Source organism: Mycobacterium sp. Root265, assembly GCF_001428895.1.
GTDB lineage: Bacteria > Actinomycetota > Actinomycetes > Mycobacteriales > Mycobacteriaceae > Mycobacterium.
In genome coordinates, this window is record NZ_LMJA01000001.1 from 15808 (window position 1) to 41543 (window position 25736).

The 25736-nt window shown below is 66.8% G+C and carries 25 protein-coding genes; 9 read left to right on the plus strand and 16 right to left on the minus strand.

The annotated features are described in order from the left end of the window. Nucleotides 1–7 precede the first annotated feature (7 nt). Complete coding sequence (gene dtd, locus ASE48_RS00075; RefSeq protein ID WP_057164978.1) at nt 8–439, plus strand: D-aminoacyl-tRNA deacylase; 432 nt, start codon at nt 8–10, stop codon at nt 437–439. Here the strand turns inward: dtd and urtE are convergent. The 5 genes from urtE to urtA are packed head-to-tail and all read right to left on the minus strand — an operon-like array spanning nt 436 to nt 5223. After that, nucleotides 436–1128 carry an urea ABC transporter ATP-binding subunit UrtE gene (urtE, locus tag ASE48_RS00080; RefSeq protein WP_057164979.1) on the minus strand — a complete coding sequence of 231 codons (693 nt, stop codon included), beginning with the start codon at nt 1126–1128 and terminating at the stop codon, nt 436–438. The two genes, dtd and urtE, sit on opposite strands and share 4 nt — an antisense overlap. After that, nucleotides 1128–1961: an urea ABC transporter ATP-binding protein UrtD gene (gene urtD, locus ASE48_RS00085; protein ID WP_057164980.1), complete on the minus strand. Its 834-nt coding sequence runs from the start codon at nt 1959–1961 to the stop codon at nt 1128–1130. The genes urtE and urtD overlap by 1 nt, the downstream gene beginning before the upstream one ends. After that, the gene (gene urtC, locus ASE48_RS00090; protein WP_057164981.1) at nt 1958–3076 is read right to left on the minus strand and encodes an urea ABC transporter permease subunit UrtC; all 1119 of its coding nucleotides are present in this window, start codon (nt 3074–3076) and stop codon (nt 1958–1960) included. Before urtC ends, urtD begins: the two co-directional genes overlap by 4 nt. Beyond that, nucleotides 3073–3957 carry an urea ABC transporter permease subunit UrtB gene (gene urtB / locus ASE48_RS00095; RefSeq protein WP_057164982.1) on the minus strand — a complete coding sequence of 295 codons (885 nt, stop codon included), beginning with the start codon at nt 3955–3957 and terminating at the stop codon, nt 3073–3075. The genes urtC and urtB overlap by 4 nt, the downstream gene beginning before the upstream one ends. 3 nt (nt 3958–3960) lie before the next feature. Next, entirely contained in the window at nt 3961–5223 is a 1263-nt protein-coding gene (urtA, locus tag ASE48_RS00100; RefSeq protein ID WP_057164983.1) for an urea ABC transporter substrate-binding protein, read from the minus strand. 241 nt (nt 5224–5464) lie between these two features. On the opposite strand from urtA, the gene ASE48_RS00105 reads away from it, so the two are divergent. The 3 genes from ASE48_RS00105 (at nt 5465) to ASE48_RS00115 (ending at nt 8138) form a co-directional block, all read left to right on the plus strand. Further along, a complete protein-coding gene (locus tag ASE48_RS00105; RefSeq protein ID WP_057165535.1) occupies nt 5465–5896 on the plus strand; it encodes a hypothetical protein in 432 nt (143 codons plus the stop codon). A gap of 130 nt (nt 5897–6026) precedes the next feature. Next, on the plus strand, nt 6027–7079 hold the full coding sequence (locus tag ASE48_RS00110; protein WP_057164984.1) for a class I SAM-dependent methyltransferase: 1053 nt from the start codon (nt 6027–6029) through the stop codon (nt 7077–7079). 42 nt (nt 7080–7121) lie between these two features. Then, nucleotides 7122–8138: an Rv2578c family radical SAM protein gene (locus ASE48_RS00115; protein ID WP_057165536.1), complete on the plus strand. Its 1017-nt coding sequence runs from the start codon at nt 7122–7124 to the stop codon at nt 8136–8138. On the opposite strand, the gene ASE48_RS00120 is transcribed toward ASE48_RS00115, so the two are convergent. From ASE48_RS00120 to ASE48_RS00140, 5 genes are read right to left on the minus strand one after another with little or no spacing between them, the layout of a single operon-like run. Continuing rightward, entirely contained in the window at nt 8135–8893 is a 759-nt protein-coding gene (locus ASE48_RS00120; RefSeq protein ID WP_057165537.1) for a hypothetical protein, read from the minus strand. The two genes, ASE48_RS00115 and ASE48_RS00120, sit on opposite strands and share 4 nt — an antisense overlap. Before the next feature lie 42 nt (nt 8894–8935). Continuing rightward, nucleotides 8936–10189, minus strand: a complete 1254-nt coding sequence (locus ASE48_RS00125; RefSeq protein WP_057164985.1) for an acyl-CoA dehydrogenase family protein — start codon at nt 10187–10189, stop codon at nt 8936–8938. Then, complete coding sequence (locus ASE48_RS00130; protein ID WP_057164986.1) at nt 10186–11316, minus strand: acyl-CoA dehydrogenase family protein; 1131 nt, start codon at nt 11314–11316, stop codon at nt 10186–10188. The genes ASE48_RS00125 and ASE48_RS00130 overlap by 4 nt, the downstream gene beginning before the upstream one ends. Before the next feature lie 13 nt (nt 11317–11329). Further along, on the minus strand, nt 11330–12559 hold the full coding sequence (locus tag ASE48_RS00135) for an amidohydrolase family protein (protein WP_057165538.1): 1230 nt from the start codon (nt 12557–12559) through the stop codon (nt 11330–11332). Between the two features lie 55 nt (nt 12560–12614). Then, entirely contained in the window at nt 12615–13256 is a 642-nt protein-coding gene (locus tag ASE48_RS00140) for a TetR/AcrR family transcriptional regulator (RefSeq protein ID WP_057164987.1), read from the minus strand. Nucleotides 13257–13340: 84 nt separating this feature from the next. Here ASE48_RS00140 and ASE48_RS00145 point away from each other — a divergent pair, with 84 nt between their 5' ends. Together ASE48_RS00145 and ASE48_RS00150 are read left to right on the plus strand one after the other, a co-directional pair. Next, on the plus strand, nt 13341–14246 hold the full coding sequence (locus tag ASE48_RS00145) for an acyl-CoA thioesterase (RefSeq protein WP_057164988.1): 906 nt from the start codon (nt 13341–13343) through the stop codon (nt 14244–14246). Nucleotides 14247–14328: 82 nt separating this feature from the next. Next, nucleotides 14329–16671: an arylsulfatase gene (locus tag ASE48_RS00150; protein WP_200962028.1), complete on the plus strand. Its 2343-nt coding sequence runs from the start codon at nt 14329–14331 to the stop codon at nt 16669–16671. Nucleotides 16672–16674: 3 nt separating this feature from the next. Here the strand turns inward: ASE48_RS00150 and ASE48_RS00155 are convergent, their stop codons facing one another. Genes ASE48_RS00155 through ypfJ form a run of 5 tightly spaced genes read right to left on the minus strand, consistent with a single transcriptional unit; the run spans nt 16675 to nt 21111 of the window. Further along, on the minus strand, nt 16675–17496 hold the full coding sequence (locus ASE48_RS00155; RefSeq protein ID WP_057164990.1) for a mycofactocin-coupled SDR family oxidoreductase: 822 nt from the start codon (nt 17494–17496) through the stop codon (nt 16675–16677). Then, entirely contained in the window at nt 17493–19055 is a 1563-nt protein-coding gene (locus ASE48_RS00160; RefSeq protein ID WP_057164991.1) for a flavin-containing monooxygenase, read from the minus strand. Before ASE48_RS00160 ends, ASE48_RS00155 begins: the two co-directional genes overlap by 4 nt. Next, entirely contained in the window at nt 19052–19639 is a 588-nt protein-coding gene (locus tag ASE48_RS00165) for a TetR/AcrR family transcriptional regulator (RefSeq protein ID WP_057165539.1), read from the minus strand. Before ASE48_RS00165 ends, ASE48_RS00160 begins: the two co-directional genes overlap by 4 nt. Before the next feature lie 33 nt (nt 19640–19672). Further along, entirely contained in the window at nt 19673–20215 is a 543-nt protein-coding gene (locus ASE48_RS00170; protein WP_057164992.1) for a DinB family protein, read from the minus strand. Continuing rightward, nucleotides 20212–21111 (minus strand): KPN_02809 family neutral zinc metallopeptidase, encoded by a 900-nt coding sequence (gene ypfJ, locus ASE48_RS00175; protein WP_057165540.1) that lies wholly within the window; start codon nt 21109–21111, stop codon nt 20212–20214. Before ypfJ ends, ASE48_RS00170 begins: the two co-directional genes overlap by 4 nt. An 81-nt stretch (nt 21112–21192) precedes the next feature. Here ypfJ and ASE48_RS00180 point away from each other — a divergent pair, with 81 nt between their 5' ends. Next, on the plus strand, nt 21193–22668 hold the full coding sequence (locus tag ASE48_RS00180) for a carboxylesterase/lipase family protein (protein WP_057164993.1): 1476 nt from the start codon (nt 21193–21195) through the stop codon (nt 22666–22668). Here ASE48_RS00180 and ASE48_RS00185 read toward each other — a convergent pair. Continuing rightward, on the minus strand, nt 22665–23156 hold the full coding sequence (locus ASE48_RS00185) for an SRPBCC family protein (protein WP_057164994.1): 492 nt from the start codon (nt 23154–23156) through the stop codon (nt 22665–22667). The two genes, ASE48_RS00180 and ASE48_RS00185, sit on opposite strands and share 4 nt — an antisense overlap. A 118-nt stretch (nt 23157–23274) precedes the next feature. Between ASE48_RS00185 and aspS the strand changes: the two genes are divergently transcribed. Together aspS and ASE48_RS00195 are read left to right on the plus strand one after the other, a co-directional pair. Beyond that, nucleotides 23275–25086, plus strand: a complete 1812-nt coding sequence (aspS, locus tag ASE48_RS00190) for an aspartate--tRNA ligase (protein ID WP_057164995.1) — start codon at nt 23275–23277, stop codon at nt 25084–25086. Further along, nucleotides 25083–25544, plus strand: a complete 462-nt coding sequence (locus ASE48_RS00195) for a nitroreductase family deazaflavin-dependent oxidoreductase (RefSeq protein WP_057164996.1) — start codon at nt 25083–25085, stop codon at nt 25542–25544. Before aspS ends, ASE48_RS00195 begins: the two co-directional genes overlap by 4 nt. Nucleotides 25545–25736: the final 192 nt, after the last annotated feature.

Sequence of the window (25736 nt, forward strand, 5' to 3'; positions counted from 1 at the left end):
TCGGTGCATGCGAGTTCTGGTGCAACGCGTGACTTCGGCGCGGGTGGTGGTGGACGGCGCGACCGTCGGGCAGATCGAGCCGTCCGGTCAGGGTCTGCTCGCCCTGGTCGGCATCACCCACACCGATGACGCAGCCCTGGCCGCCAAGATGGCCGAAAAGCTATGGCGGCTGCGCGTTCTCGACGATGAGCAGGCCGCCGCGGATACCGGTGCGCCGATCCTGGTGGTCAGCCAGTTCACTCTGTACGCCAACACCGTCAAGGGCCGCCGACCGTCATGGAACGCCGCCGCACCACGCCCGGTCGCCGAACCGCTCGTCGATGCGTTCGCCGATGCCCTGCGTGCACTCGGTGCGCCGGTGCAGACCGGCGTGTTCGGGGCGCACATGAGCGTCGAACTCGTCAACGACGGGCCGGTGACGGTGCTGCTCGAGCTCTAGATGGCCATGGCCGCACGCACCTCGGCCTCCGAGGCGGATCCGCCGGTACCGCTGGAGGTCACCCGGCCGGCCTCCAGGATGTAGTAGCGCTGCGCGGACTCCAGGGCGAAACCGATGTGCTGCTCGACCAGCAGCACACCGAGATCGCCGCGGGCCGTCAATGCGGTGATCGCGGCCTCGATCTCGGCCACCACCGACGGCTGGATGCCCTCGGTCGGTTCGTCGAGGATCAGGCACTTCGGCGTGGTGATCAGAGCCCGGGCGATGGCCAGTTGCTGGCGCTGACCACCGGAGAGCAGGCCGGCGCGACGGGTCAGTAGTTCCTTCAGGGCCGGGAACAGGTCGAGCTGCTCGTCGATCAGCTTCTTGCCATTCTTGCGTCCGTCGGCCACCACCTGGAGGTTCTCGGCGGTGGTCAGCTGGCCGAAGGACTGCTGACCTTGCGGCACATAGGCCAGGCCCCTGGCCACCCGGGCACTGGGCCGCAGCTTGGTGATGTCCTGACCGTCGAAGAGCACCTTGCCCGCACTGCATTTCAGCAATCCGACCGCGGCGCGCAGCAGGGTGGTCTTGCCCGCCCCGTTGTGGCCCATCACCGCGGCCACCCCGTCGGAGGGCACTTCGAGGGTGACCCCGTGAATGACCTCGGAGCGGCCGTAACCGGTCCTGACGTCGACGAGTTCGAGCATCAGGACTCCTCCTTGAGTTCATCGGGAACACCCTCGGTGCCCGCCGCCGCCGTGCCGAGATAGACCTCCTGCACGCGGGGGTTGGCCTGCACCTCGGCCACCGAACCCTCGGCGATCACCTGACCGCGGGCCAGCACCGTCACCGACGTCGCGAACGCCCGCATGAAGTCCATATCGTGCTCGACGACCACCACGGTGCGCTCACCGCCGATGCGGCGCAGCAGGTTTCCGGTTTCCTCGCGTTCCTCGTGACTCATCCCGGCGACCGGTTCGTCGAGCAGCAGCACATCGGCGTTCTGCACCAGCAGCATGCCGATCTCCAGCCACTGCTTCTGGCCGTGCGCCAGCACGCCGGCCGGCTTGTCGGCCAGGTCGGCTAATCCCGTTGTCTCCAAAGCCTCTTCGATGGAGGGCAGGATTCCCGACCGCCTGCGCAGCAGGCTCCAAGCCGAGCGTCCGGCTCCCGCCGCGATGTCCAGGTTCTGCAAGACCGTCAGCTGCTCGAAGACGCTGGCCGTCTGGAAGGTTCGCCCGACCCCGCGCCGCGCGATCTGGTGCACCTTCTTGCCGAGCAGCTCCACGCCCGACTTGCTGACCGACCCGGTGCCCGACACCAGACCGGTGATCGCGTCGATCACGGTGGTCTTGCCGGCGCCGTTGGGTCCGATGAGGAAGCGTAGATCGCCCTGGAACAGCGTCAGGTCCACATCGGTGACGGCCTTGAATCCGTCGAAATCGACGGTGAGCCCGCGTACTTCCAGGTACTGGGTACCCATGCCGACGTTGCCGCCGGCGGCGGGTTCGGGGTGCACTTCGGTTTCTACTGCGCTCATACGTTGGCTCCGGCCTTCTCTGGTTCCGGGTCGGGATCGGGCAGGGGGACCGGTTCTGGCTCGGCATCGGGTTTGCCCTTGCGCCGGCGCCGCAGGAACACGCCAAGACCGGCCAGCCCGGCCGGGAAGAAGCCGACCACGACGATGAACAGCAGGCCCTGCGCGTAGGTCCACTCCGACGGGAAGCGTTCCGACAGCAGGGTTTGCGCCCATGCCACACCGATTGCGCCGAGCACCGGCCCGAGCAGGGTGGTGCGTCCGCCGATGGCCACCCCGATCAGGAAGGCGATCGAGGGCAGAACACCCACCTGCGACGGCGCGATGAACCCGACGATCGGCGCGAACAGTGCGCCGGCGATGCTGGCGAACAGCGCGGCGACCACATAGGCCACCACCTTGATATTCGCCGGGTCGTAGCCCAGGAAGCGCACCCGCTCCTCGCCATCGCGCACCGCGACCAGCAGTTCCCCGTACCGGCTCTGCATGAGCTGCCGGACCACTGCCACCGACAGCAGCAGCACCGCTGCCGCGATGAAGTAGAGCATCTGCTTGTTCACCGGATCCTTGAGGGAGAACCCGAAGAAGGTGCGGAAGTTGGTCAGTCCGTTACTGCCACCCACACTGGTCTGCCCGATCAGCAAGATGGCCAGCGCGGCCGCCAGCGCCTGGGACAGGATCGCGAAATAGGCACCCTTGACCCGCCGTTTGAAGACGCCGAAGCCGAGCAGGGCGGCGATCCCGGTGGGGATCACCACAATGGCCACCAGGGTGACCACCGGTGAGGCGAACGGCTGCCAGTAGCCGGGCAGTTCCCGCACGCCGGCGATCTGCATGAAGTCCGGCACGTCCTGATCGGTCAGCGCCGCATCCGAGATCTTCAGGTGCATGCCCATGATGTAGCCACCCAGGCCGAAGAACACGCCCTGGCCCAGCACCAGCATTCCGCCACGGCCCCAAGCCAATCCGATCCCGACGGCGACGATCGCGAAGCACAGGAACTTCGCGAACAGACCCAGCCGGAAATCGGAGAGGATGGCGGGGGCCAGACCGAACAACACGATGGCGCCGACACCGAAGCCGGCCCATGTCTGCCAACGACCGATGAGTTGTTTCACACCAGACTCCTCGTTCGAACCGTGAACAGGCCCTGTGGGCGAACCTGCAGGAAGAACACGATGATCACGAACAGAATCACCTTGGCCAGCGAGGCCGTGGTGCTGTACTCGATGAACGAATTCAGGAAACCGAGGCCCAGTGCGGCGATGACGGTGCCCTTGATCTGTCCCAGACCACCGACCACCACGACCAGGAAGGCGTCGATCAGATAGCTCTGCCCGGTGGTGGGGCTTGTCGAGCCGATCAGCGTCAACGCCACCCCGGCCACCCCGGCCAGCCCGGAACCGATGAAGAACGTGGTGATGTCGGTGCGCCGTGACGAGATGCCGCTGGTCTCCGCCAGATCCCGGTTCTGCACGACCGCCCGGATCCGCCGGCCCATCGGGCTGGCCTTCAGCGCCGTCGCCAGTGCCACGACGGCCACCGCGGCCAGCACCAGGATGAAGATGCGGGTCTTGGGTACCACCGCGCCCAGGATCTCCACACCGCCGGAAAGCCATTCCGGTGCAACGACGTTGACCGCCGGTGCGCCGAAGATGTCGCGGGCGATCTGCTGCAGGATCAGGCCGACACCGAAGGTCACCAGCAGGGTGTCCAGGGGCCGGTCATACATCCGCTGGATCAGCGTGACTTCCAGCAGTACACCCATCGCGCCGCCGACGAGGAAGCCGACGACCAGTGAGATCAACAGTGAGGCCCCGGTGTTCGAAATGACCTGCTGTACCACATAGGCGGTGTAGCAGCCGGCCATGATGAACTCGCCGTGCGCCATGTTGATGACGCCCATCTGACCGAATGTCAGTGAGAGGCCTAGTGCAGCGAGCAACAGGATCGAGCCGAGGCTCAATCCTGTTGCCAGCTGTCCGATCAGGACATCCATGTGTTAACCGGAGAGTCCGGCGGCCCACGGGTAGGACTTCAGGTACGGGTCCGGCTCGATCGGGCCGGGGGACTCCCACACCGTGTAGATGAGTCCATCGGGCTTGATCTCGCCGATACGCGCGGTCTTGGTGATGTGGTTGTTCTCGCCGTCGATGGTCACCTTGCCCTCGGGGGCGTCGAAGCTGACCCCGCCGGCATTGTCCTGAATTGCCTTGACGTCGAACGAGCCTGCCTTCTCGACGGTGTTCTTCCACAAGTACACCGAGACGTAGGCGGCTTCCATCGGATCCGAGGTGGGCTTGTTCGCGCCGTAGGCCTTCTTGTAGGCGGCGACGAACGCGTTGTTCACCGGGGTGTCGATGGTCTGGTAGTAATTCCACGCGGTCAGCTGATCGGTGATGTTCTGCACGCCGATACCGCCGACCTCTTCTTCGGCGATCGACACCGAGACCACCGGCATCGCCTGCGGGGTCAGGCCCACGTTCTTGTACTCGCGGAAGAACGCCACGTTGGAGTCACCGTTGAGGGTGTTGAACACCGCGTCGGCGTCGGCCGTGCGGACCTTGTTGATGATGGTGGAGAAATCGGTGGAGCCCAGCGGCGTGTAGTCCTCGCCCTTGATCTCGATACCGTTGGCCTGCGCGTACGCCTTGATGATCCGGTTGGCGGTCTGCGGGAAGACGTAGTCACTGCCCACCAGGTAGAGCGACTTGGTGCCCTTTTCCTTGAGGTAGTCCAGCGCAGGCACGATCTGCTGGTTGGTGGTCGCGCCGGTGTAGAAGATGTTCTTGCTCGACTCCAGGCCCTCGTACTGCACCGGGTAGTAGAGCAGCGAGTTGTTGCTCTCGAACACCGGCAGCATGGCCTTGCGGCTCGACGAGGTCCAGCCACCGAAAACGGCGGCGACACAGTCACTGCTGATCAGCTTCTCGGCCTTCTCGGCGAACACGGTGGGTTCGGACGCGCCGTCCTCGCCGACGATCTGGATCTGCTTGTCCAGCACTCCGCCGGCGGCGTTGATCTCGTCGACGGCGAGCTTGATGGCATCGCGCACGGTGACCTCGGAGATGGCCATGGTGCCCGACAGTGAGTTCAGCGAGCCGACCTTGACGGTGGAGCCCGAGGTGTCCACGCAGGAGGCAGCAGCAGCGCCCTCTTCGTCGCTGGCCTTGCTACCGCACGCGGAGAGCACCATCGAGGCGGTGACCACGACACTCCCCGCTATCAATGCTGATCTGTTGAACATCGGTCGGGGGAGTCGCATCTAAGGCCTTTCCTTCGATTTCACTGCATCGTCAGAACTTTCGGAACCCGAGTGGGTGTCGAATCGGCACGTTAGGACGCCTAGGTTTCTGTGAAATTTCTCTATGTGACGAACAAATTAACCTGTTGCTCAATCGGTGTTCTTCGGCGATTAACGGGTACAAGGCGCCGTCCGGACGGGGTTCGGACGGTGCCGGACCGCTTGTTGTAACGATCCGGTAGCGTCCGGCGATGTGATGGGCATGCGAAAAACCACGAGCAGGGTAGGAGCAGCCGCCGGCGCGGCAGCGATGGTGGCGGGCGCGGCGCTCGCCTTCGGTACCGCGACGGCCAGTGCCGAGCCGGACGGTCAGGTGGTGCGCTACACGCTGACCTCGGGAGCGCCCTACCAGTTCCAGGTGTTCTACGTGACGGCGCAGCCGCCGAGCAAGGACGCCTACAACGCCGATGCGTATGCATACGCCAAACGCGAGACCATCACCGTCGGTCCCGAGGCGCCGTGGGTGTTCGAGACCACGCTGGCCGATCCGCAGTGGGCCATCCTGCAGGTCAGCAGCACGACGAAGGGGTCGGTCGGCCCTCCGAACGCCCATTGTGAGGTTGCCGCGGGCGACCAGATCATCGCCGCGCAGGACAACCCGTACAGCGTCACCTGCCAGGGCACCCAGTGGTGATCGGCGCCGCCTGACATCGGTTTGCTGCCTGCGGGACCCGCTTGCGCATTTCACCGTGGCCGCCCCCGGCGCGGAGTAAGTTCGCACTGTGCGGGCATCCGCCCGGGTGCCGCGGGCGAAGGAGCCTGTCATGGCCGTCGACGAAGCCAAACTCCAGGCATTTCTGAACAAGGCGGTCGGTGATCTCGGGGCGTCGATGAGCGCCATGCTGGTGCTGATCGGCGATGAGCTCGGCCTGTATGCGGCACTGGCCGAGGGACGCTGGACCTCGGCGGAACTGGCCGAGCGCACCGGCACGGTCGAGCGCTATGTGCGGGAGTGGCTGGCCAATCAGGCCGCCGGCGGTTACGTCGAATACGACAGCGCCACCGGGACCTACTTCCTCAACGAGGAGCAGGCGCTGTGCCTGGCCGATCCGGACGGGCCGGTGGATCTGCCCGGCGGCTACTCGGTGGTCGAGGACCTGTTCCACGTCAAATCGCGCGCGGTGGAGAACTTCCGGACCGGCGCCGGCATGGAGTGGGGCGAGCACCACCCGTGCCTGTTCCGCGGCACGGAGCGGTTCTTCCGGGCCGGTTACCGGGCACATCTGCTGGATTCCTGGCTGCCCGCCCTCGACGGTGTGGTCGACAAACTCGCGGCCGGGGCGAAGGCGGCCGATATCGGCTGTGGGCACGGTGTCACCACAATCCTTATGGCGCAGGCCTTTCCGGACTCACAATTCGTCGGGATCGACTATCACGATGAGTCGATCGCCACCGCGCGTGAGCACGCCGCGCAGGCGGGTGTCGCCAACGCGTCCTTCGAGGTGGCCGATGCGACCGGTTACCGAGGTGGCGACTACGACCTGATCGCCTTCTTCGACTGCCTGCACGATATGGCCGACCCGGGCGGCGCGGCGGCACATGCACGGCGGTCGCTGAAACCCGATGGTCACTGCCTGCTCGTGGAGCCGTTCGCCGGGGAGAGTCTGGCGGACAACCTCAATCCGGTGAGCCGGGTGTTCTACGGGGCGTCCTCACTGATCTGCGTGCCGGTCTCACTGGCTCAGCAGGGGCCGGCGCTCGGGGCGCAGGCCGGCGAGCGCCGCCTGGCCGAGGTGATGGTCGACGACGGCGGCTTCAGCCTGTTCCGGCGCGTCGCCGAGACCCCGTTCAACCTGGTGTTCGAAGCGCGCCCCTGACCGGCGCTTGACAACGCCATCGAACAATTGTTCGATGAGGACATGCGATGGGACGGTCAGAGTGTGCGCGCCGACGACGGCGCTCTGCCGGGTCTGGCCCGGCTCGGTTTCGTCCGCAGCGTGCGCACCCCGGAGTTCGACGGGATCACCTTCCACGAGATCCTGTGCAAATCTGCGCTGAACAAGGTGCCCAATGCGGCGATGCTGCCATTCCGCTACACCGTCAACGGCTACCGCGGCTGCTCGCATGCCTGCCGGTACTGCTTTGCCCGGCCGACCCATGAGTATCTGGACTTCGACCCCGGTGCGGACTTCGACACCCAGGTCGTGGTGAAAACCAATGTGGCCGAGGTGCTTTCCCGTGAGCTGCGTCGGCCCTCGTGGACGCGCGAGACGGTGGCCCTCGGTACCAACACCGATCCCTATCAGCGGGCCGAGGGCCGGTACCGGCTGATGCCGGGCATCCTGACCGCGCTCGCCGAATCCGGCACCTCCTACTCGATCCTGACCAAGGGCACCCTGCTGCGCCGCGATCTGCCGATGATCGCCGAGGCCGAACACGAGGGCGCGGGCGCCAGTGTGTCGATTTCGCTGGCGGTCATCGATGCAGACCTGCAGCGCGACATCGAACCCGGCACACCGTCGCCGCAGGCGCGGCTGGCGTTGATCTCCGCGATCCGCGATGCCGGCCTGAACTGCCACGTGATGGTCGCACCCGTGCTGCCCGGCCTGACCGATTCCACCGAGCATCTCGACGCGCTGCTGGCAGCGATCGCCGAGGCCGGCGCGACCGGCGCCACCGTGTTCGGGTTGCACCTGCGCGGGTCGACGCGCGGGTGGTTCATGCAGTGGCTGCAGCGTGCACATCCCGAACTCGTCTTCCAATACCGGAGTCTGTACCGGCGCGGGGCCTATCTCCCGCCGGAGTACCGCGATGAGCTGCGCGCCCGGGTCGCGCCGCTGCTCACCCGGTACCGATTGACTGGGCGTGGGCCCATGGCGCGCGCCGGTGCCGTTTCCTCCGAAGTCACGGCACCGGCGCACCCCACCCTGTTCTAGAACGCGGCGGTCCGGTCGAGGCCGTCCAGCACCGCGCGGGCCACCGGACTGGGGTGCGCGGCCTCCAGATCGAGCTCACCGGTGGGTTCCAGCGGCGGCTGCGCCATGAACCGCGGGACCGCGCCACGGTGTGCGGTCGCGGTATGCACCACGAACGGGTGGCACAGATAGACGTCGCCGATGCGTCCGGTGGCGGCCACGACCTCGCAGCCCTCGGTCGCCGGCACCACCCGCTCACACACCGACATCCACGGAGCGCCCTCGGACCCGTACTGAGCCAACACCTTCGGTACGGCGCGATGAGACCCGATCCGGATCGCGGTGGGCGCGTCATCGGGTCCGACATCGGAGTACAGGAACAGCATCAGCAGCGCGCGGCCGCGGGACCGCAGGCTCAGCCGCGGCCCCTCGGCGTCGTAGAACGACGCCTCGACATGCCAGCCGGCCTCGCGCGGCGCTTCGGTGCTGGGAAAGCGCAAGGGGAAGGTGCCCATCCCCAGCCGGGGCCGCCAGCCGCCGGCGCCGACCAGGGCGTCGAACGCCGCGGTGAGGACCTCGGTGTTGGCCGAGGCGGTGAACTCCGGGGTCGCCATGGCGGTCACCCGGACCAGTGACTCCGTCCAGCGCGCGGGATCTGCCGGGTCCAGACCGGTGGTCCGCCACAGCTGTTCCTGGCAGCGCAGGCCGAGGTCGCGGTCAAAGGCCCCGTCGAGCTTGACGAAGCCATCGCTGATGAATCGATCGATATCGAGCATGGGACCCATGATGTTGGCGGCATCCCTGCACGGGCAAACGATTTAGGTCTTGTTGCGCTTGACCTGATTGAACGGCACACCACGGTCGGCGGCGGGTTCACGCGGGAAACCGAGCACCCGCTCACTGATGACGTTGCGGGCCATCTCGGAGCTGCCGCCGCCCAGTGAGCCGGTCTGCCGGGACAGGTAGCGCACACCGATCTCCTGTAGACCGCTGCCCTCGTCGATGACGCCCGCGGTGCCGGCGATGGCCAGCGCGGTGTCGACCTCGAGTTCGGTGGTCTCGGCATGGAACAACCGGATCAAGGTGCCGGCATTGGGCGGCAATGAGCCGTCCGCGATGCACCGGGACACGTGGTCGATGAGCTGATCTTTGACGATACGGCGCGCCAGCGCGCGACCGGCCAGGTCCTGTACCCGGGCGTCGCTGCCCTGACCGGTGGCCTCCGCCAGCCCGACGTGATCGGGCGGCATCTCGCTGGCGTTCTCCGCGCCTGTGCCACTGGCGAACTCGGATCCGCCGCCGACGGCGCGCCGCTCGTGATGCAGCTGACGTGACGCCACGGTCCAGCCGTCGTTGACCGCACCGACGACGGCATCATCGCCGAGTTCGAGACCGTCGAAGAACTCTTCGCAGAACTCCTCGTTGCCGTTGACCTCGGTGATCCGGCGCATCGTGATGCCGGGCGCGGAAAGGGGCACCAGGAACATGGTGAGGCCCTCGTGTTTGGGCACCGTCCAGTCGGTGCGGGCCAGCATCAAGCCGTAGTCGGCCGCGAATGCGCTGGTGCTCCAGGTCTTGGCGCCGTTGATGATCCACTTGTCGCCGACCCGGTCGGCCCGGGTGATCACCCCGGCCAGATCGGATCCGCCGCTGGGCTCGGACAGCAGCTGGCACAGGATCTCTTCGCCGCGGATGGCCGCCGAGATGCGCTCGCGCTTCTGGTCCTCGCTGCCGACATCCAGGATGGTCGCCGAGCAGATGGTGAACGACGGGGTGTTCAGGATCAGCGGCATCTCGTAGGAGCGGCATTCGGCGTTGAACGCCTTCTGGTAGGCCAGATCCAGTCCGAGCCCGCCGTATTCGCGGGGAAAGCAGATGCCGGCGAAACCGCCCGCGTGCAACTTCTGCTGCAGTTCCTTGGCGCGATCCCAGGACTGCTGGTCAGCGCGCACCATGAACGGCGGATTCTCCGGGTCGATCGGCGGCATGTTCTCCGCCAGCCACGTCCGGGCCCTGGCACTGAAATCGGCGACGGACTCATCGGTCTGGGTGGAGATCGCGGTGTCGGTCATGCGGGAACCTTTCGGCTCAGTTCGAAGATGACTCGGTGGTGGTCCTCCGGCGAGCCGAACATCGCCCGGTTGAGGGCTGCCCGCCGCAGATACAGGTGCAGGTCGTGCTCCCAGGTCACGCCGATACCGCCGTGCAACTGCACGCAGTCCTGCAGCATCACCGGGGCACGTTCGCCGACGTAGGCCTTTGCGACGCTGACGAACTTACGTGCCTCCGGGGACCGTGCGCCGACGGCTTCGGCGGCACCGGCGGTGGTGGCCCGGGCGGCCTCGAACCACAGCTTCATATCCGCGAAGCGGTGCTTGAGGGCTTGATAGGAGGCCAGTGGCCTGCCGAAGCTGTGCCTGTCGAGCAGCCACTGATTGGTCATCGCCAGCACCGCATCCAGGATGCCGACGGTCTCGGCGCACTGCAGAACCAGCGCAACCTGGCGCTGGCGTTCGATCACCTCGGCGGTCTGCTCGGCCGTGCCGACCACTGCGGCGGCGTCGATCTGGACACCGTCGAAAGCGATTCGCGCGTAACGCTTCACCATGTCCACCGAGCGCTGGGTCTCCACGCTCACACCTGCCGCGTCGGCGGGCACCACGAACTGCCGCACCGCGCCGTCCAGGGTCGCGGTGACCAGCAGCACGTCGGCCGCATCGCCGGATTCGACCCGGTCCTTGACGCCGTTGAGCCGGTAGCCACCATCGGTGGCCGTGGCCGTCAGCTCCGCCGTCAACGGAGAGAACGGCTTCCCGGGTTCATAGACCGCCCAGCTCGCCACCGCTTCACCGGACACCAGCGACTCGATCGTCGCCTCATGGCCGTCCGGGGCCTCGACCAGTCCGGCCAGCACCACGCTGACCGGATGCAGCGGACCGGGAGCGACGGTGCGCCCGGCCTGCTCGGCGAGCAGGGTGAGGTCGGCCACGCCGTCACCGGAGACGCTGCCGCCGCCGAGTTCCTCGGGTACCAGCAGGCTCGCCCAGCCCAGTTCGGCTGCACGCTGCCACCATGTGGCGTCGAAAGAACCTCCAGCGCCCTGGATTTCGCGCACCTTGCTCAGTGACGCCTCCTTCTCCAGGAAGGCCTGCGCGGTGGAGGCGAACAGCATCTGTTCCGGATTGGCCGCAGCGGTCATGGTGATCTCTTCCTCAGGCGAACGTCATGGCGGGCACGTCCGGCTTGTGCACGATCTGGTTGGGAACTTTGAACAGGTCGATCAAGTTGGCGCCCATCACCTTTCGCACGCCCTCTTCGTCGAGGCCATTGGCTTCCAGGTCGCTCACCAGGTTGATCGGATCGGCAAGGCCCTCCGGATGCGGCCAGTCGGAGCCGAAGATGACGCGGTCGATACCGCACAGATCGGCCATGTCCTTGAAGTTGTCCTCCCAGAACGGTGCCACGTACACGCAGCGCCGGAACGCCTGGATCGGATCCTCGGGGAAGGAGTCCGGCATCTTCGAGTAGACGTCCTTGAACTGGTAGTGCAGGTAGGGCACCCAGGAGGCGCCGTTCTCGACCGACAGGATGCGCAGGTCCGGGTTGCGGGTCAGCGCGCCGTGGCACACCAACGCGGCCATGGTGTCCTCGATGGGGCGCTTGCCCATCGCGACCATCCGGAAAGACGTGGGGGAGAACGGCTTGAACTCGGTCGCGGGCTCCCAGTCGTTGAGGTAGTTCGAGTACCCGCTGTCGGAGGCGTGCATCGCCACCGGGATGCCGGCCTTGACGCAGGCGTCCCAGAACGGATCGAACTCCTCCACGCCCATCGAGCGGCTGCCGCGGTAACCCGGCACCGGGGCGGGCCGGACCAGGACGGTCTTGGCGCCGCGCTCCAGACACCACTCGAGTTCCTCCAGGGCGCGGTCGACGTTGCCGAGGTTGATCACCGGGGTGGAGAAGATGCGGTCCTCGTAGTTGAACTGCCACGTCTCGTACATCCACTGGTTGAGCGCGTGCACGATGTCGAGGATCAGATCCGGGTCATCCTTGAGGCGCTCTTCGACCAGGCTGGCGAGTGTCGGGAACATCAACGTGTAGTCCAGGCCCAGGCTGTCCAACACCTCCACGCGGGCCGCCGGGTTGCGGAACGCGGGGATGGCCTTCATCGGCTTGCCCATCACCTCGCGGTAGCTCTTGCCGCCGCTGCCGTGCCGGAAGTAGTCCTCCTGGGCGCCGGGCCGGGCGACCACCTCGAAGGTCGGATTGGGAATGTAGTCGCTGACCTGGTTACGGACCATGATCTTGGTGCGGCCGCGCACCTCGATGTAGTCGATGACGCCCTTGCGGTGGTCCGGGAGGAACTGCGTCAGCGCTTCCTTGGGCTCGTAGAAGTGATTGTCGGCGTCGAACACCGGATACGACAAAGTGCGTGAGGGCATTTCCATCTCCTGAAAGGCTGGTTTCCGTGGAGTGGTAATGACGTTACCACGATCGTCAGATGAGCTGGCCGGGGTCGCGCAGCAGACTTCGCACGCAGAACTCGTAGATATGGCTGCCCTCGACGGGAGCGCCGTTGAGTTCGGCGCCGAGCACCCGCAATCGCAACGCGCCGAGCACGGTCTGCATGATCAGCGCGGACGCGGTGTCGATCTCGGTGGACGAGGCTTCGCGGAACACCCCCTCGGTGATACCCGCGGCGATGATGTCCCTGATCAGCAGGTGCAAGGGAGACAGCACGCGGGCGTACTCGCGCGGCAGCGTCTCGGCGAGGTGGTCGTTGTAGAAGGTCAGACCGCGGTTGATGCTGTCCTGCTTGGTCGACGCGGCCGGTGCGCTGATCCGGGTGACCAGGGTGCGCAACGCCGCGATCGCGTCCAGGTCCGCCACGTCGGTGCGCCAGCGGGCCGCCGACTCCGACATGATCCTGTCGACAAGCGCCAGCAGCAGCTCATCCTTGGTGGAGTAGTGCTGGTAGAACGACCGCAACGACGTCTTGGAGCGTTCGACGACGGCCAGCACGGTGAAATCGGTACGGCCGGTCTCGCCGAGGATCTCCAGGGCCGATTTCATGAACCGGGCGGGCCGCGACTCGGCTTCCTCGGCGGTTGCCGGTGTGCGTGCCGTCGACTTGGCCATCTACAGACCCCCTCTGGACCGGAACCATTGTGCAACCCGTGAGAATGACGTTACCGTTTTTGCAGAGCCACCAGGAAGGGACGCATGACGACATCGGACAAGACCACTTCGGATCTGGCGCAGGAGCAGGTGCTGTGGACGCTGGAGGGACTGCTCGAGCTCTTAGAGCCGCAGCCCGACGGCGAGAACCGCTTCATCGCGCAGACCGGCCTCGCCGGTGCCGACGATCGTCAAGTGGTGGAAGGCACCCAGGTGCTGGCCCAGGCCATCGTCGCGGTGGCGAAACGGTTTCCGGACAAGTCGGTGCGGTCGGCATCTGCCGTCTTCGCCCGCGTCGTGCTGGTCGGCCCGCCGGTGGAACTCGAGATCGACGTCATCTCCGAGGGCCGTTCGACGGCGACCGCGGTGGTGACCGCCTCGCAGCACGGCAAGCGGTGCATCACCATCACCGTGCTGACCGATGTGCCCTCCGGTGACGTGATCCGCCACCAGCTGCCCAAGGCGGACGTGGTCGCTCCGGCCGACGCCCAGCCGGGCATCATGGCGATGAACGGTCGTCAGGTGCGGCTGGTGGACGTCGTCGACGTCAACAGCCCCGACGAGGTCGGTCCACCCGAGTTGTTCGCCTGGTTGCACTACGATCCGATTCCGGCCCGTGATGATCTGGCCAAGGCACTGATTGCGTATTTCACCGGACACCTGGGGATTTCAACCACCATGCGCGCCCACGAAGGCATCGGCACCGCACAGGCACACCTGACGGTGTCGACCGCACCGATGGCCGTCTCGGTCAGCTTCCACGAGCCCGTGCAGTGGCAGGGCTGGCTGCTCTACGGCCATGAGAGCACCCAGGTCGGTGCCGGGATGTCCTATGTGCGCGGCACCGTGCACACCGAAGAGGGCGAGCTGCTCGCCTCGTTCAGCCAGGACGGGTTGATCCGCCCGCTCCGTACCACCGACACCGGCATCAAGGAGCAGTCCCGGCTGTAGGTGCGCGCGACTTTCGGCAGACGCCGGAGCGTCACGGACGTAGGGTTCCCATCAGTTCTGTTCGGCTGATGGGATGGGTGATATGAGTCTGGCGCGCGAACAACTACCCATCCCGGACGCCAAGCACGTCGGGCTGACCACCTATGACGCCAAGGATCCCAACACCAAGTACCCACCCATCCGGGAGCTGCGGCCGCCGGCGGGGGCACCGAATGTGCTCATCGTGCTCATCGACGATGTCGGATTCGGCGCGTCCTCGGCATTCGGCGGCCCGTGCCACACCCCGGTGGCCGAGCGGCTGGCCGCCGGTGGGGTGAAGCTCAACCGCTTCCACACCACCGCCTTGTGCTCGCCGACGCGTCAGGCGCTGCTGACCGGACGTAACCACCACTCGGTGGGGATGGGGGCCATCACCGAGATGGCGACCTCGGCGCCGGGTAACAACAGCATCCGGCCCAAGGACAAGGCGCCGATCGCCGAAACCCTGAAACTCAACGGGTATTCGACGGCGCAGTTCGGCAAGTGTCATGAGGTGCCCGGCTGGGAGGTGACCCCCGTCGGCCCGTTCCATCAGTGGCCTACCGGCTCGGGTTTCGAGTACTTCTACGGTTTCGTCGGCGGCGAGGCCAACCAGTACTACCCGGGACTCTACGAAGGCACCACAGCGGTCGAGCCGCCCCGCTCGCCGGAGGAGGGCTACACGCTCACCGAGGATCTCGCCGACCGCGCGATCACCTGGGTGCGGCAGCAGAAGGCGCTGCTGCCCGACAAACCGTTTTTCATGTACTTCGCACCGGGCGCCACGCATGCCCCGCACCAGGTGTCCAAGGAGTGGTCGGACAAGTACCAGGGCCAGTTCGATGACGGCTGGGATGTGCTGCGGGAGCGAATCATCGCCGAACAAAAGGAGCTAGGGGTGGTACCCGGGGATGCCGTGCTCACCGCCCGGCACGATGAGATCCCGGCCTGGGATGACATGCCCGAGGAACTGAAACCGGTGCTGGCGCGCCAGATGGAGATCTACGCCGGCTTCCTGGAGCAGACCGATCACGAGGTCGGCCGCGTCGTCGATGCCATCGAGGAACTCGGCTTCCTCGACGACACGTTGATCTACTACATCATCGGCGACAACGGGGCCTCGGCCGAAGGCACGATCAACGGTTGCTTCAACGAGATGACGACGCTCAACGGCATGCCCGGCATCGAGACACCCGAGTTCCTGCTGTCCAAGATCGACGATTTCGGCACCCCGGAGGCCTACAACCACTACGCGGTGGGCTGGGCGCACGGGCTGTGCACGCCGTACCAGTGGACCAAGCAGGTGGCCTCGCACTGGGGCGGCACCCGCAACGGCACCATCGTGCACTGGCCCAACGGGATCACCGACACCGGTCAGGTCCGTTCCCAGTTCCACCATGTGATCGATGTGGCGCCGACCATCCTGGAGGCGGCGGGCCTTCCGGCGCCGACGCAGGTGAACGGGATCGCGCAGGCGCCGCTGGAAGGTGTCAGCATGTTGGGCACGCTGCAGTCCGCCGAGGCGCCAGAGACCCACGAGGTCCAGTACTTCGAGATGATGGGTAACCGCGGCATCTACTTCCAGGGCTGGACCGCGGTGACAAAACACCGCACACCGTGGAAGGCCGACACCCCGCCGCCGTTCGACGATGACGTGTGGGAACTCTACGCGCCCGATGACTGGACGCAGTCGCGCGATCTCGCCGCCGAGAATCCGCAGAAACTTGCCGAACTGCAACGTCTCTGGCTCATCGAAGCGGTGAAGTACAACGTGGTACCACTGGATGACCGGGGCTTCGAACGCATCAACCCAGATATTGCCGGCCGCCCGCAGCTGATCCGCGGCAACACCCAATTGTTGTTCCAGGGCATGCGCGTCAGCGAGTGGGCGGTGCTGACCCTGAAGAACAAGTCGTACTCGGTGACGGCCAACATCGTGGTTCCCGAGTCCGGGGCCGACGGTGTCATCATCACCCAGGGCGGCAGCGTGGGCGGCTGGTCGCTGTACGCCCATGAGGGAAAGCTCAAGTACTGCTTCAACTTCTTCGGTATCGAGCATTACATCACGACCGCCGACGAACCGATCCCGGCCGGAAAACATCAGGTGCGCATGGAGTTCACCTATGACGGCGGCGGCCTGGCCAAGGGTGGCGACGTGGCGCTGTACTACGACGGGAAGCCCGTCGGCACCGGGCGCGTCGAGCAGACCATCCCGATGGGTTATTCCGCCGATGAAGCCTGCGACGTCGGATCGGACACCGGATCGCCGGCCTCACCGGATTACGGGCCGACCGGCAACCGCTTCACCGGTCAGATCGACTGGGTGCAACTCGATATCGGCGAGGACAACCATGACCACCTCATCACCGCCGAACAGCGTTTCAACCTGGCGATGGCGCGCCAGTAGGCCTCAGATCTTCAGATAGCCCTTGTCCGCCGGGATCTGGGCCGCGGTCACCAGTGACGCGCCGTCACCGGCCAGCCACAGCACGATATCGGACACCAGGTCGGGTGCGGCCAGCGAATCGGTCGGCAGTGCGCCCGGCGAGAAGCTGTGGATGTAGGTCTGGTGGTCGGCGAACATCTGGTACATCGCCACGTCATTGCCCATCGGGGTGTCGGTGCCATAGGGATGCACCGAATTCACCCGGATGCCGTACGGGCCGAGTTCGATCGCCAGCGAGTTGGTCAGCGCCACCACCCCGAACTTGGTGGCGCAGTAATGCCCGCAGCCGGGTACCGCCTTGATGCCGGCCGCCGAGCTGATGTTGATGATCGAGCCGCCGTTGCCGGCCTCGATCATCGGTGGGACGACCGCCCGGATGGTGTTCCACACTCCGGTGAGGTTGATGTCCAGGGTGTCCTGCCACTGCTGCGGCGAGATCTCCCACAGCCGGCCCCAATTCAGCACACCCGCATTGGCCACCACGATGTCGAGCCGGCCGAACTGCTCGACGGCGTCGGCCACGACCCGCTGCTGCCCGTCGGAATCGCGGACGTCGACTTCGCGAGCCAGGATCTTGCGGCCCTCGCCCTCGACCAGGGCGACGGTCTCGGCGAGATCGGCGGCGGTCGCCGGGGGATATCCATTGCCGGTCGCGACCGGCCCGCACGCGTCGATCGCGACGATGTCGGCGCCGGCCCGGGCCAGCCGGACACAGTGCGAACGGCCTTGCCCGCGCGCGGCTCCGGTGACATAGGCAACGCGTCCGGCCAGCGGCAATTCGGTCATGCGGGCTGCTCCTCGGTCAATGCCTGCGCACTGCGCCGGCTGAATCGGTAGTCGTCCAGCGGCCCGCGGCGGGCGAACCGCCGTGCCGCGGTGATGGTCTGCGGGCGGTGATAGACCGTTTCGCGGCGGGAGTTGACGAAGTAGGTGCGCAAACCCGGGTTGCAGTCGGTGAAGTACAGGTGCGCGGTCTTGCCGCGCCGGGCCATATCGGCGTTCCAGCGGGTGAACGCCTCCTGGGTGACCGCGGCGACCTGGGAGCCCTGGCTCCGGGTCTGCCCGATCACCCGCGCCGCGTGCCGGGCCATGGTCTCGACGAAATCGCACCAGGCGAAGCCGACGAACCCGTGCGGGCCGACGATCTCCCACCGGTTGGGCAGCCGGGGATGGGCGGTGCCTGCGTAGCTGGCCATCCCGTGGGTGCGGTAGTACTCGGCCAGGTCGAAACCGTCGGTGCCCAGAATCGTTCCTGGACGGTAGGTTTCGGGGTCGGTCCACAGTTCGTAACCGGTGGCCGCCACCAGCAGGTCGGCGGGCCGGTGCACCCCGTCGGCGGTCTGCACGCCGTCGCGGGTGATCCGCTCGATGGGGGTGGTGATCAACCGGGTGTTCGGGTTGTTCAGCGCGCGGAAGAACGCGCTGGAGATCACCGGCCGTTTGGCCACGATGCCGTAGCGGGGCACCAGCGCCGCCCGGGTCGCCGGGTCACGCACGGTGCAGCGCAACAGCAGCCGGTACAGCCCCCGGCAGTAGGCGTCATACAGCGGGATCAGCCGCACCAGGATCCGGTCCGGGAGCCGGGAGAAGACGTGCACGATCGGCGCGACCATCGCGATGTCCATCAACAGACGTCCGGCGGCGTTCACGCCCGCCAGCACGCCGGGGAGCCGCAGGATCCGCCGCAGTATCGGCGGCAGATCGAAGTCGATCTTGGGCAGCACCCATGCCGGGGTGCGCTGGTAGATGTCCAGCTGTCCGGCCTCGGCGGACAGGGCGGCTGAGATCTGCACCCCGCTGGAGCCGGTGCCGATCACCGCGATGCGTTTACCCGCGGTGACATAGGAGTCGTCCCAGGCATTGGGGCGCAGGATGGTTCCCGCGAAGTCCTCCGTGCCGTCGATGTCGACACGCTGTTTGGCGTTGACGTAACCGCCCACCGAGCTGATCAGGAAGCGCGCGGTGAGCTCGGGCCGACCGCGGATGGTGAGGCGCCAATACCCGGCCGTGTCATCCCAGCGTTGTTGCAGGACTTCGGCATCGGCGATCAGGTGATCGTAGAGACCGAGCCGGGTGGCGGTGTCGCGCAGGTATCGGTAGAGCTCGGGTCCGGGTGCGAAGAGGCGCGACCAGTCGGGGTTCGGTGCGAAGGACAGTTGATACCAGAGGCTGGGGATGTCGACCGCCAGACCGGGGTAGTGGTTGTCACGCCAGGTCCCGCCGAAATCTGCCCCGCGCTCGATGATGACGAAGTCATCGATGCCCTGGCGGCGCAGATAGTGCGCCGAGGCGATCCCGCCGGGGCCGGCGCCGATGATGGCCACCTCGTGATCGGGCTCGTTCACCTGGGTCTCCCGTTCAGTCCGTCGATGATGAAGCCGGCCGCGAATGTGCGCACCGCCCGGGGGCTGTCCAGATTGACGCCCATCGGGGGAAGCAGCTCGAAACTGAAGAGCACCCGCACGATCCATTCGCCGGCGCGGGTGGGATCCACTCCGGCGCCGACCTCGCCGCAGCTCTGGGCAGCCTTGACCCGTTGCCGCCACAGCGCCACGGCGCGGGTCACCAGGTCGTCGCCGATATTGCGCAGCAGCAGTACCAGGATGCTCTCGTTGATGCCGCTGGAGACAATGGAATCCGAGTGCCTGCGGTGTGCGCAGATGAGTACCGCCGCGGCCGCCACCTGATCGGCCAGGTGATCGTGGCGGTCCACCTCGGTGGCCATCGCATCGACGAAACCGGCTGCCAGGTGGTCGAGGGCGACCTTGATAGCGTGGTCGCGGCTGCCGTATGCGTTGTGCACCGTGCCGCGTGACACTCCGGCGGCCTCGGCCACGGCGGTCAGGCTGAACTGCCGGGGACCCAGCCTGCGCAGGGTGTCCGCGGTGGCGGCGAGCAGAGCCGGTGAGCGGGAACCGGGACGCGCCATGTTGAACACATTAACCAGATGTGTGCAACGTGGTCAGTGAATCAGCGAAACTGTCCCAGACACGTCCCAGGCGTGGTGGACGATATCGTGCAGGTGGTAGACCGCGATGGTGGCGACGGTGAATTCACTTCCATTGCTGCGCAATCCGCGCCGATTCCAGCCGTCATCGGGGACCCGGTCATAGCGGTCGGCGACGGTTGTCGCCGCAGCGCACAGTTCACCGGCGACGGCGCCAGGATCCTGGGACGCGTAGTCATCGGCGATCGCGGTGGCGTCCTGGTCCCAGTTCGGGAACTTCGGCTCCACTTCGGTCAACATCAACTGCACGCGGTGATCGAAGATGCGGTGCACATCCCGGATGTGGCAGCCGTACTCCAGGTGCGACCACACCCCGGGTGCCGGGCGGACCCGGACATCCGGCTGCGCCAGTCTGGTCACCCAGGCCGCGGCGTCGCGGCGGATGCGGCCGGCGACACCGGTAGGTCGCACGGTTGCGGGGTCGAAACCGCAGTCCGGGCAGGCCCGGGTCAGCACCCAGGTCCAGTCCTTGTCGTCGGGGACGATTTCCTCGGTCACAATGCGCCGGGGGCGAAGGTGTCGCACTTGTTCGGGTCACCGGTCCGGTAACCCTGCGTGAACCACTTCTGCCGCTGCTCGGAGGAGCCGTGCGTCCAGGCCTCGGGATTCACCCGGCCGGTGGCCTGCTTCTGGATACGGTCATCGCCGACCGACGACGCGGCCGAGAGCGCATCGGCGATATCCTTGTCGCTCAACGGTTCCAGGAACGTCACGTCGGTGCCCTCCTGCTTGGTGATCGCCGCGTAGTGCGCCCACACCCCGGCATAGCAGTCGGCCTGCAGCTCGGTGCGCACCCCGCCGCCGGTCGGGCCCTGCGGGTCCTGCTGCGCACGCCCGAGTACCCCGAGCAGATTCTGGACGTGGTGGCCGAACTCGTGGGCGACGACGTACTCCTGGGCCAACGGGCCACCGCTGGAACCGAATTGATCTCGCAGCACATCGAAGAAGTCGGTGTCGAAATAGGCCGTGCGGTCCGCCGGGCAGTAGAACGGGCCCACCTCGCTGGTGGCCGGGCCGCAACCGGTGTCCGCCGATCCGGTGAACAATTGCACCTGCGGCCGCTGATAACCCTGTAGCTGCTGTGCCCACACGGCATCCACCGAGTTCCCGGTGGCGATCACCCGGCACTGCACGATCGCGTTGGCGTCCGCGCCGGTCTTGCACTGGCTCAGATCGAATCCCGGAGCGGAAACCCCTTCGGTGTCATAGCCCCCGCCCTGGGTCTGCGGCATCACGCTGCCCGGATCCACCCCCAGGAAGAGGGCGACCACGATGAGCAACAGTCCGCCGAGGCCGCCGCCGACGGCGATGCCACGTCCGCCTCCGCCGCGCCGCCCGCCGCCACTGCTCGACGTGGTGCTCGTGTCGATCTGCATACCTTCGTTGAAGGTCATCGTCCCCACCAACCCCATCTGCGTGTCGGCACCCGCCGCCTGGTCCGAGCCGGGCTCAGCTTTCCACACTACGATTCAGGGGTGCCCCCTGTCGCCGAACTGACGACGATCGTGGAGACGACCCATGGACTGCTCCGAGGTGCCACCGACGGCGGGGTGGGCGTCTGGCGCGGCGTCGCTTACGCCGAACAACCCGTGGACGATCTGCGCTTCATGGCGCCCCGTCCGCTGCAGCCGTGGTCGGGGGTGCGGGACGCGATCGATCACGGCCCGCTGCCGCCGCAGGGTCGCTCCTTTGTCGGTGGTGGCCGCGACGACCCGAAGATGCGCGACGAGGCCTGCCTGACCGTCACCATCTGGTCACCCGATGTGTCCGCATCGTTGCCCGTGATGGTGTGGATTCCCGGTGGCGCGTTCGTATACGGCGCCGGCCAACTTCAGCTCTACAACGGCTCCCGGCTGGCGGCCAACGGCAACGTCGTCGTGGTCAACGTGACCTATCGGCTCGGCGTCTTCGGCGGATTCGAGCTCGGCGATCTCGGGCCCGGTTTCGATGACAACCTGTGTCTGCGTGATCAGCTCGCGGCGCTGCGCTGGATCAGGGAGAACATCGGAGCGTTCGGCGGAGATGCCGGACAGGTGACGGTGTTCGGTGAATCGGCGGGTGCGACGTCGGTGCTCGCGTTGCTGGCCAGCCCGGCCGCCGAGGGCCTGTTCGACCGGGCCATCGCGCAGAGTCCGGCGCTCCCGCTGATCGCCGACCGGGAGAGCAGGGCCCGCCAGTCGCATGCGTTCCTCGCCGAACTCGGCGTCGGGATCGACGAGATCAAGGCGCTGCCGCAGCGCAAGCTGCGCCGCGCCGCCGGTCAGATCCAGTTGGAGAGCGCGGCCCAGACACCCACCCTGGCGTACGGACTGACCCACGGTGTCGACCTGCTACCGCACCATCCGATCGACGCGGCGCGTTTGGGGCGGGTGGCCACAATCCCATTGATCATCGGGACCAACAGCCATGAGGCGTCGATGTTCGCCTGGGGCAAGCCCCCCATGCTGCCCACCACGGCCGCAGGCATCGACGGCTTCTTCGCGCGCCGGGCGCCGCAGGCCAGGGATCGGGTACTGGCCGCATACCCGGGTTTCCCGCGCAGGCGGGCGCTGGTCGATTTCGGTTCCGACGCCATGTTCGGCGCGCCCACCTGGGCGTTCGCCGATGCCTACAGCGCCGATGCGCCCACCCACGTGTACCGCTTCGACCACACCACGTGGACGCTGAAGGCGCTCGGTCTCGGCGCGACCCACGGCAGTGAGATCGTGCACATCCAGCACAGCTATAGCTCCTACCTCGGTCGCAAGCTGCATCCACTGGGTCGTCGGGTGCAACCCTCGGTGGGCAGGCGGATGCAGCGCACCTGGCTGGACTTCGCCACCGATGGACTCAGCGAGTGGCCGCGCTATGACGCGAAGGACCGGCGCACCCTGGTGATCCGCTCGTCCCGCGATGTCACCGTCGAGGATCCCGATGCGATCCGGCGCGCGGCCTGGGACGGGGTGTACTAGCCGTAGTGCGTGTCGGTGTATCGGCGGAGGTTGTTCAGGAACCGCTGAAACATCCACGCCATCAACGGTTTTCCCGCTGACATACCCAGCCGCGCGGCGGTGCCGTTCGGCTTCATCGCCATCACCCAGGTCAGGTGGCAACCTTCGTCGGTCGGCACGATCCAGTAATCCTCGGCGAAGGCGGCGATGCTGGTCGTCGACGCATCGTTGAAGCAAAAAGCCATGTGGCTGTAGGGCTCCCAGGCGAGAAACTCCTCGTGACCGATGATCCCGCCGCGCATCGTGACGGTGCGGGTGGTGCCGATGTCATAGGGCTGCGGACTGGTCCAGGCCACGTCGGTGATGACACTGGCCCACTGCGGCCACGACCCGGCATCGGAGAGCACCTCGAACAGCTGCTCGGGCGTGACGGCCAGGTCGACGGTGCTGACGAAGCGGAACGGGGCATCGGAGATGAAATCCAGGTCGACGCGCTCGCACGGGTACATTTTCGCCACCCGCTGACCCTAGCCGGGCCCGTGACCAGCCGCGGACTGCGGTCGTCGGGCGCCGCAGCCACCCCATTAGACTGAGCTGTCGTTCCACCCATCGTCATGAGGAGTTTTTGTGCTGCGCAGCCATGCCGCCGGATCGTTGCGGTCCACCGACGCCGGTCAGACGGTGACCCTGGCGGGCTGGGTGGCGCGCCGGCGCGACCACGGCGGTGTCATCTTCATCGACCTGCGCGACGCTGCCGGCGGGCAGGAGAGAAGCGACTCGGGGAGTTGGCAGGGGACAGCTCAGGTCGTCTTCCGGGACGCGGCGGTGCTGGAGCAGGCGCACCGGTTGCGGGCCGAATTCTGCGTCGCGGTGACGGGCGTCGTCGAGGTGCGCCCCGAGGGCAACGCGAACACCGATATCGCCACCGGTGACATCGAGGTCAACGCCACCGAGCTGACGGTGCTAGGGGAGAGCGCACCGCTGCCGTTCCAGCTCGATGAGACCGCCGGTGAGGAAGCTCGCCTGCGCTACCGCTATCTGGATCTGCGCCGCGAGGGGCCGGGTAACGCAATCCGGTTGCGCTCCAAGGTGAATGCCGCCGCCCGCGGCGTGCTGGCCGCGCATGACTTCGTGGAGATCGAGACCCCGACGCTCACCCGGTCGACTCCCGAAGGCGCCCGCGACTTCCTGGTGCCCGCGCGCCTGCAGCCCGGCTCGTTCTACGCGCTGCCGCAGAGCCCGCAGCTGTTCAAGCAGTTGCTGATGGTCGCGGGCATGGAGCGTTACTACCAGATCGCGCGCTGTTACCGCGACGAGGACTTCCGGGCCGACCGCCAGCCCGAGTTCACCCAGCTCGACATGGAGCTGAGCTTCGTCGAGGCCGATGACGTCATCGCGGTCTCCGAAGAGATCCTCAAGGCGCTGTGGGCGCTGGTGGGCTACGACCTGCCGACGCCGCTGCCGCGGATCAGTTACGCCGACGCCATGCGCCGGTTCGGCTCGGACAAGCCCGATCTGCGCTTCGAGGTGGAACTCGTGGAGTGCACCGAGTACTTCAAGGACACCACCTTCCGGGTGTTCCAGGCCGACTACGTCGGCGCCGTCGTGATGGCAGGCGGGGCGTCCCAGCCGCGCCGCACCCTGGACGGCTGGCAGGAGTTCGCCAAGCAGCGCGGACACAAGGGCCTGGCCTATGTGCTGGTCGGCGAGGACGGTGAACTGGCCGGCCCGGTCGCCAAGAACCTGACCGACGCCGAGCGCGCCGGGCTGGCGGCTCACGTCGGCGCCCGGCCGGGGGACTGCATCTTCTTCTCGGCGGGTTCGGCGAAGGCGGGCCGGGCGCTGCTCGGTGCGACCCGCATCGAGATCGCCAAGCGGCTGGATCTGATCGATCCCGCCGCCTGGGCGTTCACCTGGGTGGTGGACTGGCCGCTGTTCGAGCCCGCCGACGACGCGACGGCCTCCGGTGACGTCGCCGTCGGCTCCGGTGCCTGGACCGCCGTGCACCACGCATTCACTGCGCCCCAGCCGCAGTACGAGGCCACCTTCGACACCGAGCCCGGCACCGCTCTGGCCAATGCCTACGACATCGTGTGCAACGGCAACGAGATCGGCGGCGGGTCGATCCGTATCCACCGCCGCGACGTCCAGGAGCGGGTCTTCGCGATGATGGGCATCGATCACGATGAAGCCCAGGACAAGTTCGGATTCCTCTTGGACGCCTTCACCTTCGGCGCGCCACCGCACGGCGGCATCGCCTTCGGCTGGGACCGCATCACCGCGCTACTGGCCGGGGTCGACTCGATTCGCGAGGTCATCGCGTTCCCGAAGTCCGGCGGTGGGGTGGACCCGCTGACCGACGCGCCCGCCCCGATCACCGCGCAGCAGCGTAAAGAAGCGGGAATAGACGCCAAGCCGGAGAAGCTGGACAAGGCATGACCGAACCTGAAAACGGCTTCGACAAGGAAAAGCTGATCGCCGACGCATCGGTGCTCGACGACTTCAACCGCGGCGTGGTCGAGGAGTTCCGCGCGAACGCCGGCAAGGTGGGCGGACCGTTCGAGGGCGGCACCCTGATCCTGCTGCACACCGTCGGCGCCAAGTCGGGTCAGCCCCGGCTCTCGCCGCTGGCCTACCTGGAGATCGACGGCAAGGTGCTCATCGTCGGGTCCTACGCCGGTGCCCCGAGCAACCCGGCGTGGGTGCACAACCTGCGGGCCGATCCGAAGGCGCACATCGAGATCGGCACCGACGCCTACGACGTGACCGCCCGGGAACTGCCCGACGACGAGCGCGACGCGACCTATCCCAAGATCGTCGAAAAGGCGCCGGTGTTCGCCGAGTACCAGGCCAAGACCTCGCGGGCCATCCCGCTGTTCGAGCTCGTGCGCGCCTGATCCGGCGCATCGGGGAGTTTGCCAAACCCTGAGTGTCCGCTGTGTAGTGCAGTACGCTCACCTGCGATATTGCTGAGCGCCGCTTGCCAGACCGCAGACGGCCGGACTCTTTGCGGGGGCTGTTGTGCGGAACCGTCTTGCCGGGAAACCCGGCGCGCGGAACATGGTCGACTACATGGACCACGCGTCGTA

Excerpts from the sequence above, each read along its gene's own strand:
- ASE48_RS00150 (WP_200962028.1), top strand. The coding sequence starts at position 14,329 with ATGAGTCTGGCGCGCGAACAACTACCCATCCCGGACGCCAAGCACGTC.
- urtD (WP_057164980.1), bottom strand. The coding sequence starts at position 1,961 with ATGAGCGCAGTAGAAACCGAAGTGCACCCCGAACCCGCCGCCGGCGGC.
- urtE (WP_057164979.1), bottom strand. The coding sequence starts at position 1,128 with ATGCTCGAACTCGTCGACGTCAGGACCGGTTACGGCCGCTCCGAGGTC.
- ASE48_RS00120 (WP_057165537.1), bottom strand. The coding sequence starts at position 8,893 with ATGCTCGATATCGATCGATTCATCAGCGATGGCTTCGTCAAGCTCGAC.
- ASE48_RS00145 (WP_057164988.1), top strand. The coding sequence starts at position 13,341 with ATGACGACATCGGACAAGACCACTTCGGATCTGGCGCAGGAGCAGGTG.
- ASE48_RS00185 (WP_057164994.1), bottom strand. The coding sequence starts at position 23,156 with ATGTACCCGTGCGAGCGCGTCGACCTGGATTTCATCTCCGATGCCCCG.
- dtd (WP_057164978.1), top strand. The coding sequence starts at position 8 with ATGCGAGTTCTGGTGCAACGCGTGACTTCGGCGCGGGTGGTGGTGGAC.
- urtB (WP_057164982.1), bottom strand. The coding sequence starts at position 3,957 with ATGGATGTCCTGATCGGACAGCTGGCAACAGGATTGAGCCTCGGCTCG.
- ASE48_RS00130 (WP_057164986.1), bottom strand. The coding sequence starts at position 11,316 with ATGACCGCTGCGGCCAATCCGGAACAGATGCTGTTCGCCTCCACCGCG.
- ASE48_RS00195 (WP_057164996.1), top strand. The coding sequence starts at position 25,083 with ATGACCGAACCTGAAAACGGCTTCGACAAGGAAAAGCTGATCGCCGAC.
- ASE48_RS00115 (WP_057165536.1), top strand. The coding sequence starts at position 7,122 with ATGCGATGGGACGGTCAGAGTGTGCGCGCCGACGACGGCGCTCTGCCG.
- ASE48_RS00125 (WP_057164985.1), bottom strand. The coding sequence starts at position 10,189 with ATGACCGACACCGCGATCTCCACCCAGACCGATGAGTCCGTCGCCGAT.
- ASE48_RS00155 (WP_057164990.1), bottom strand. The coding sequence starts at position 17,496 with ATGACCGAATTGCCGCTGGCCGGACGCGTTGCCTATGTCACCGGAGCC.
- ASE48_RS00165 (WP_057165539.1), bottom strand. The coding sequence starts at position 19,639 with ATGGCGCGTCCCGGTTCCCGCTCACCGGCTCTGCTCGCCGCCACCGCG.
- ASE48_RS00140 (WP_057164987.1), bottom strand. The coding sequence starts at position 13,256 with ATGGCCAAGTCGACGGCACGCACACCGGCAACCGCCGAGGAAGCCGAG.
- urtA (WP_057164983.1), bottom strand. The coding sequence starts at position 5,223 with ATGCGACTCCCCCGACCGATGTTCAACAGATCAGCATTGATAGCGGGG.
- ypfJ (WP_057165540.1), bottom strand. The coding sequence starts at position 21,111 with ATGACCTTCAACGAAGGTATGCAGATCGACACGAGCACCACGTCGAGC.
- ASE48_RS00110 (WP_057164984.1), top strand. The coding sequence starts at position 6,027 with ATGGCCGTCGACGAAGCCAAACTCCAGGCATTTCTGAACAAGGCGGTC.
- ASE48_RS00135 (WP_057165538.1), bottom strand. The coding sequence starts at position 12,559 with ATGCCCTCACGCACTTTGTCGTATCCGGTGTTCGACGCCGACAATCAC.
- ASE48_RS00105 (WP_057165535.1), top strand. The coding sequence starts at position 5,465 with ATGCGAAAAACCACGAGCAGGGTAGGAGCAGCCGCCGGCGCGGCAGCG.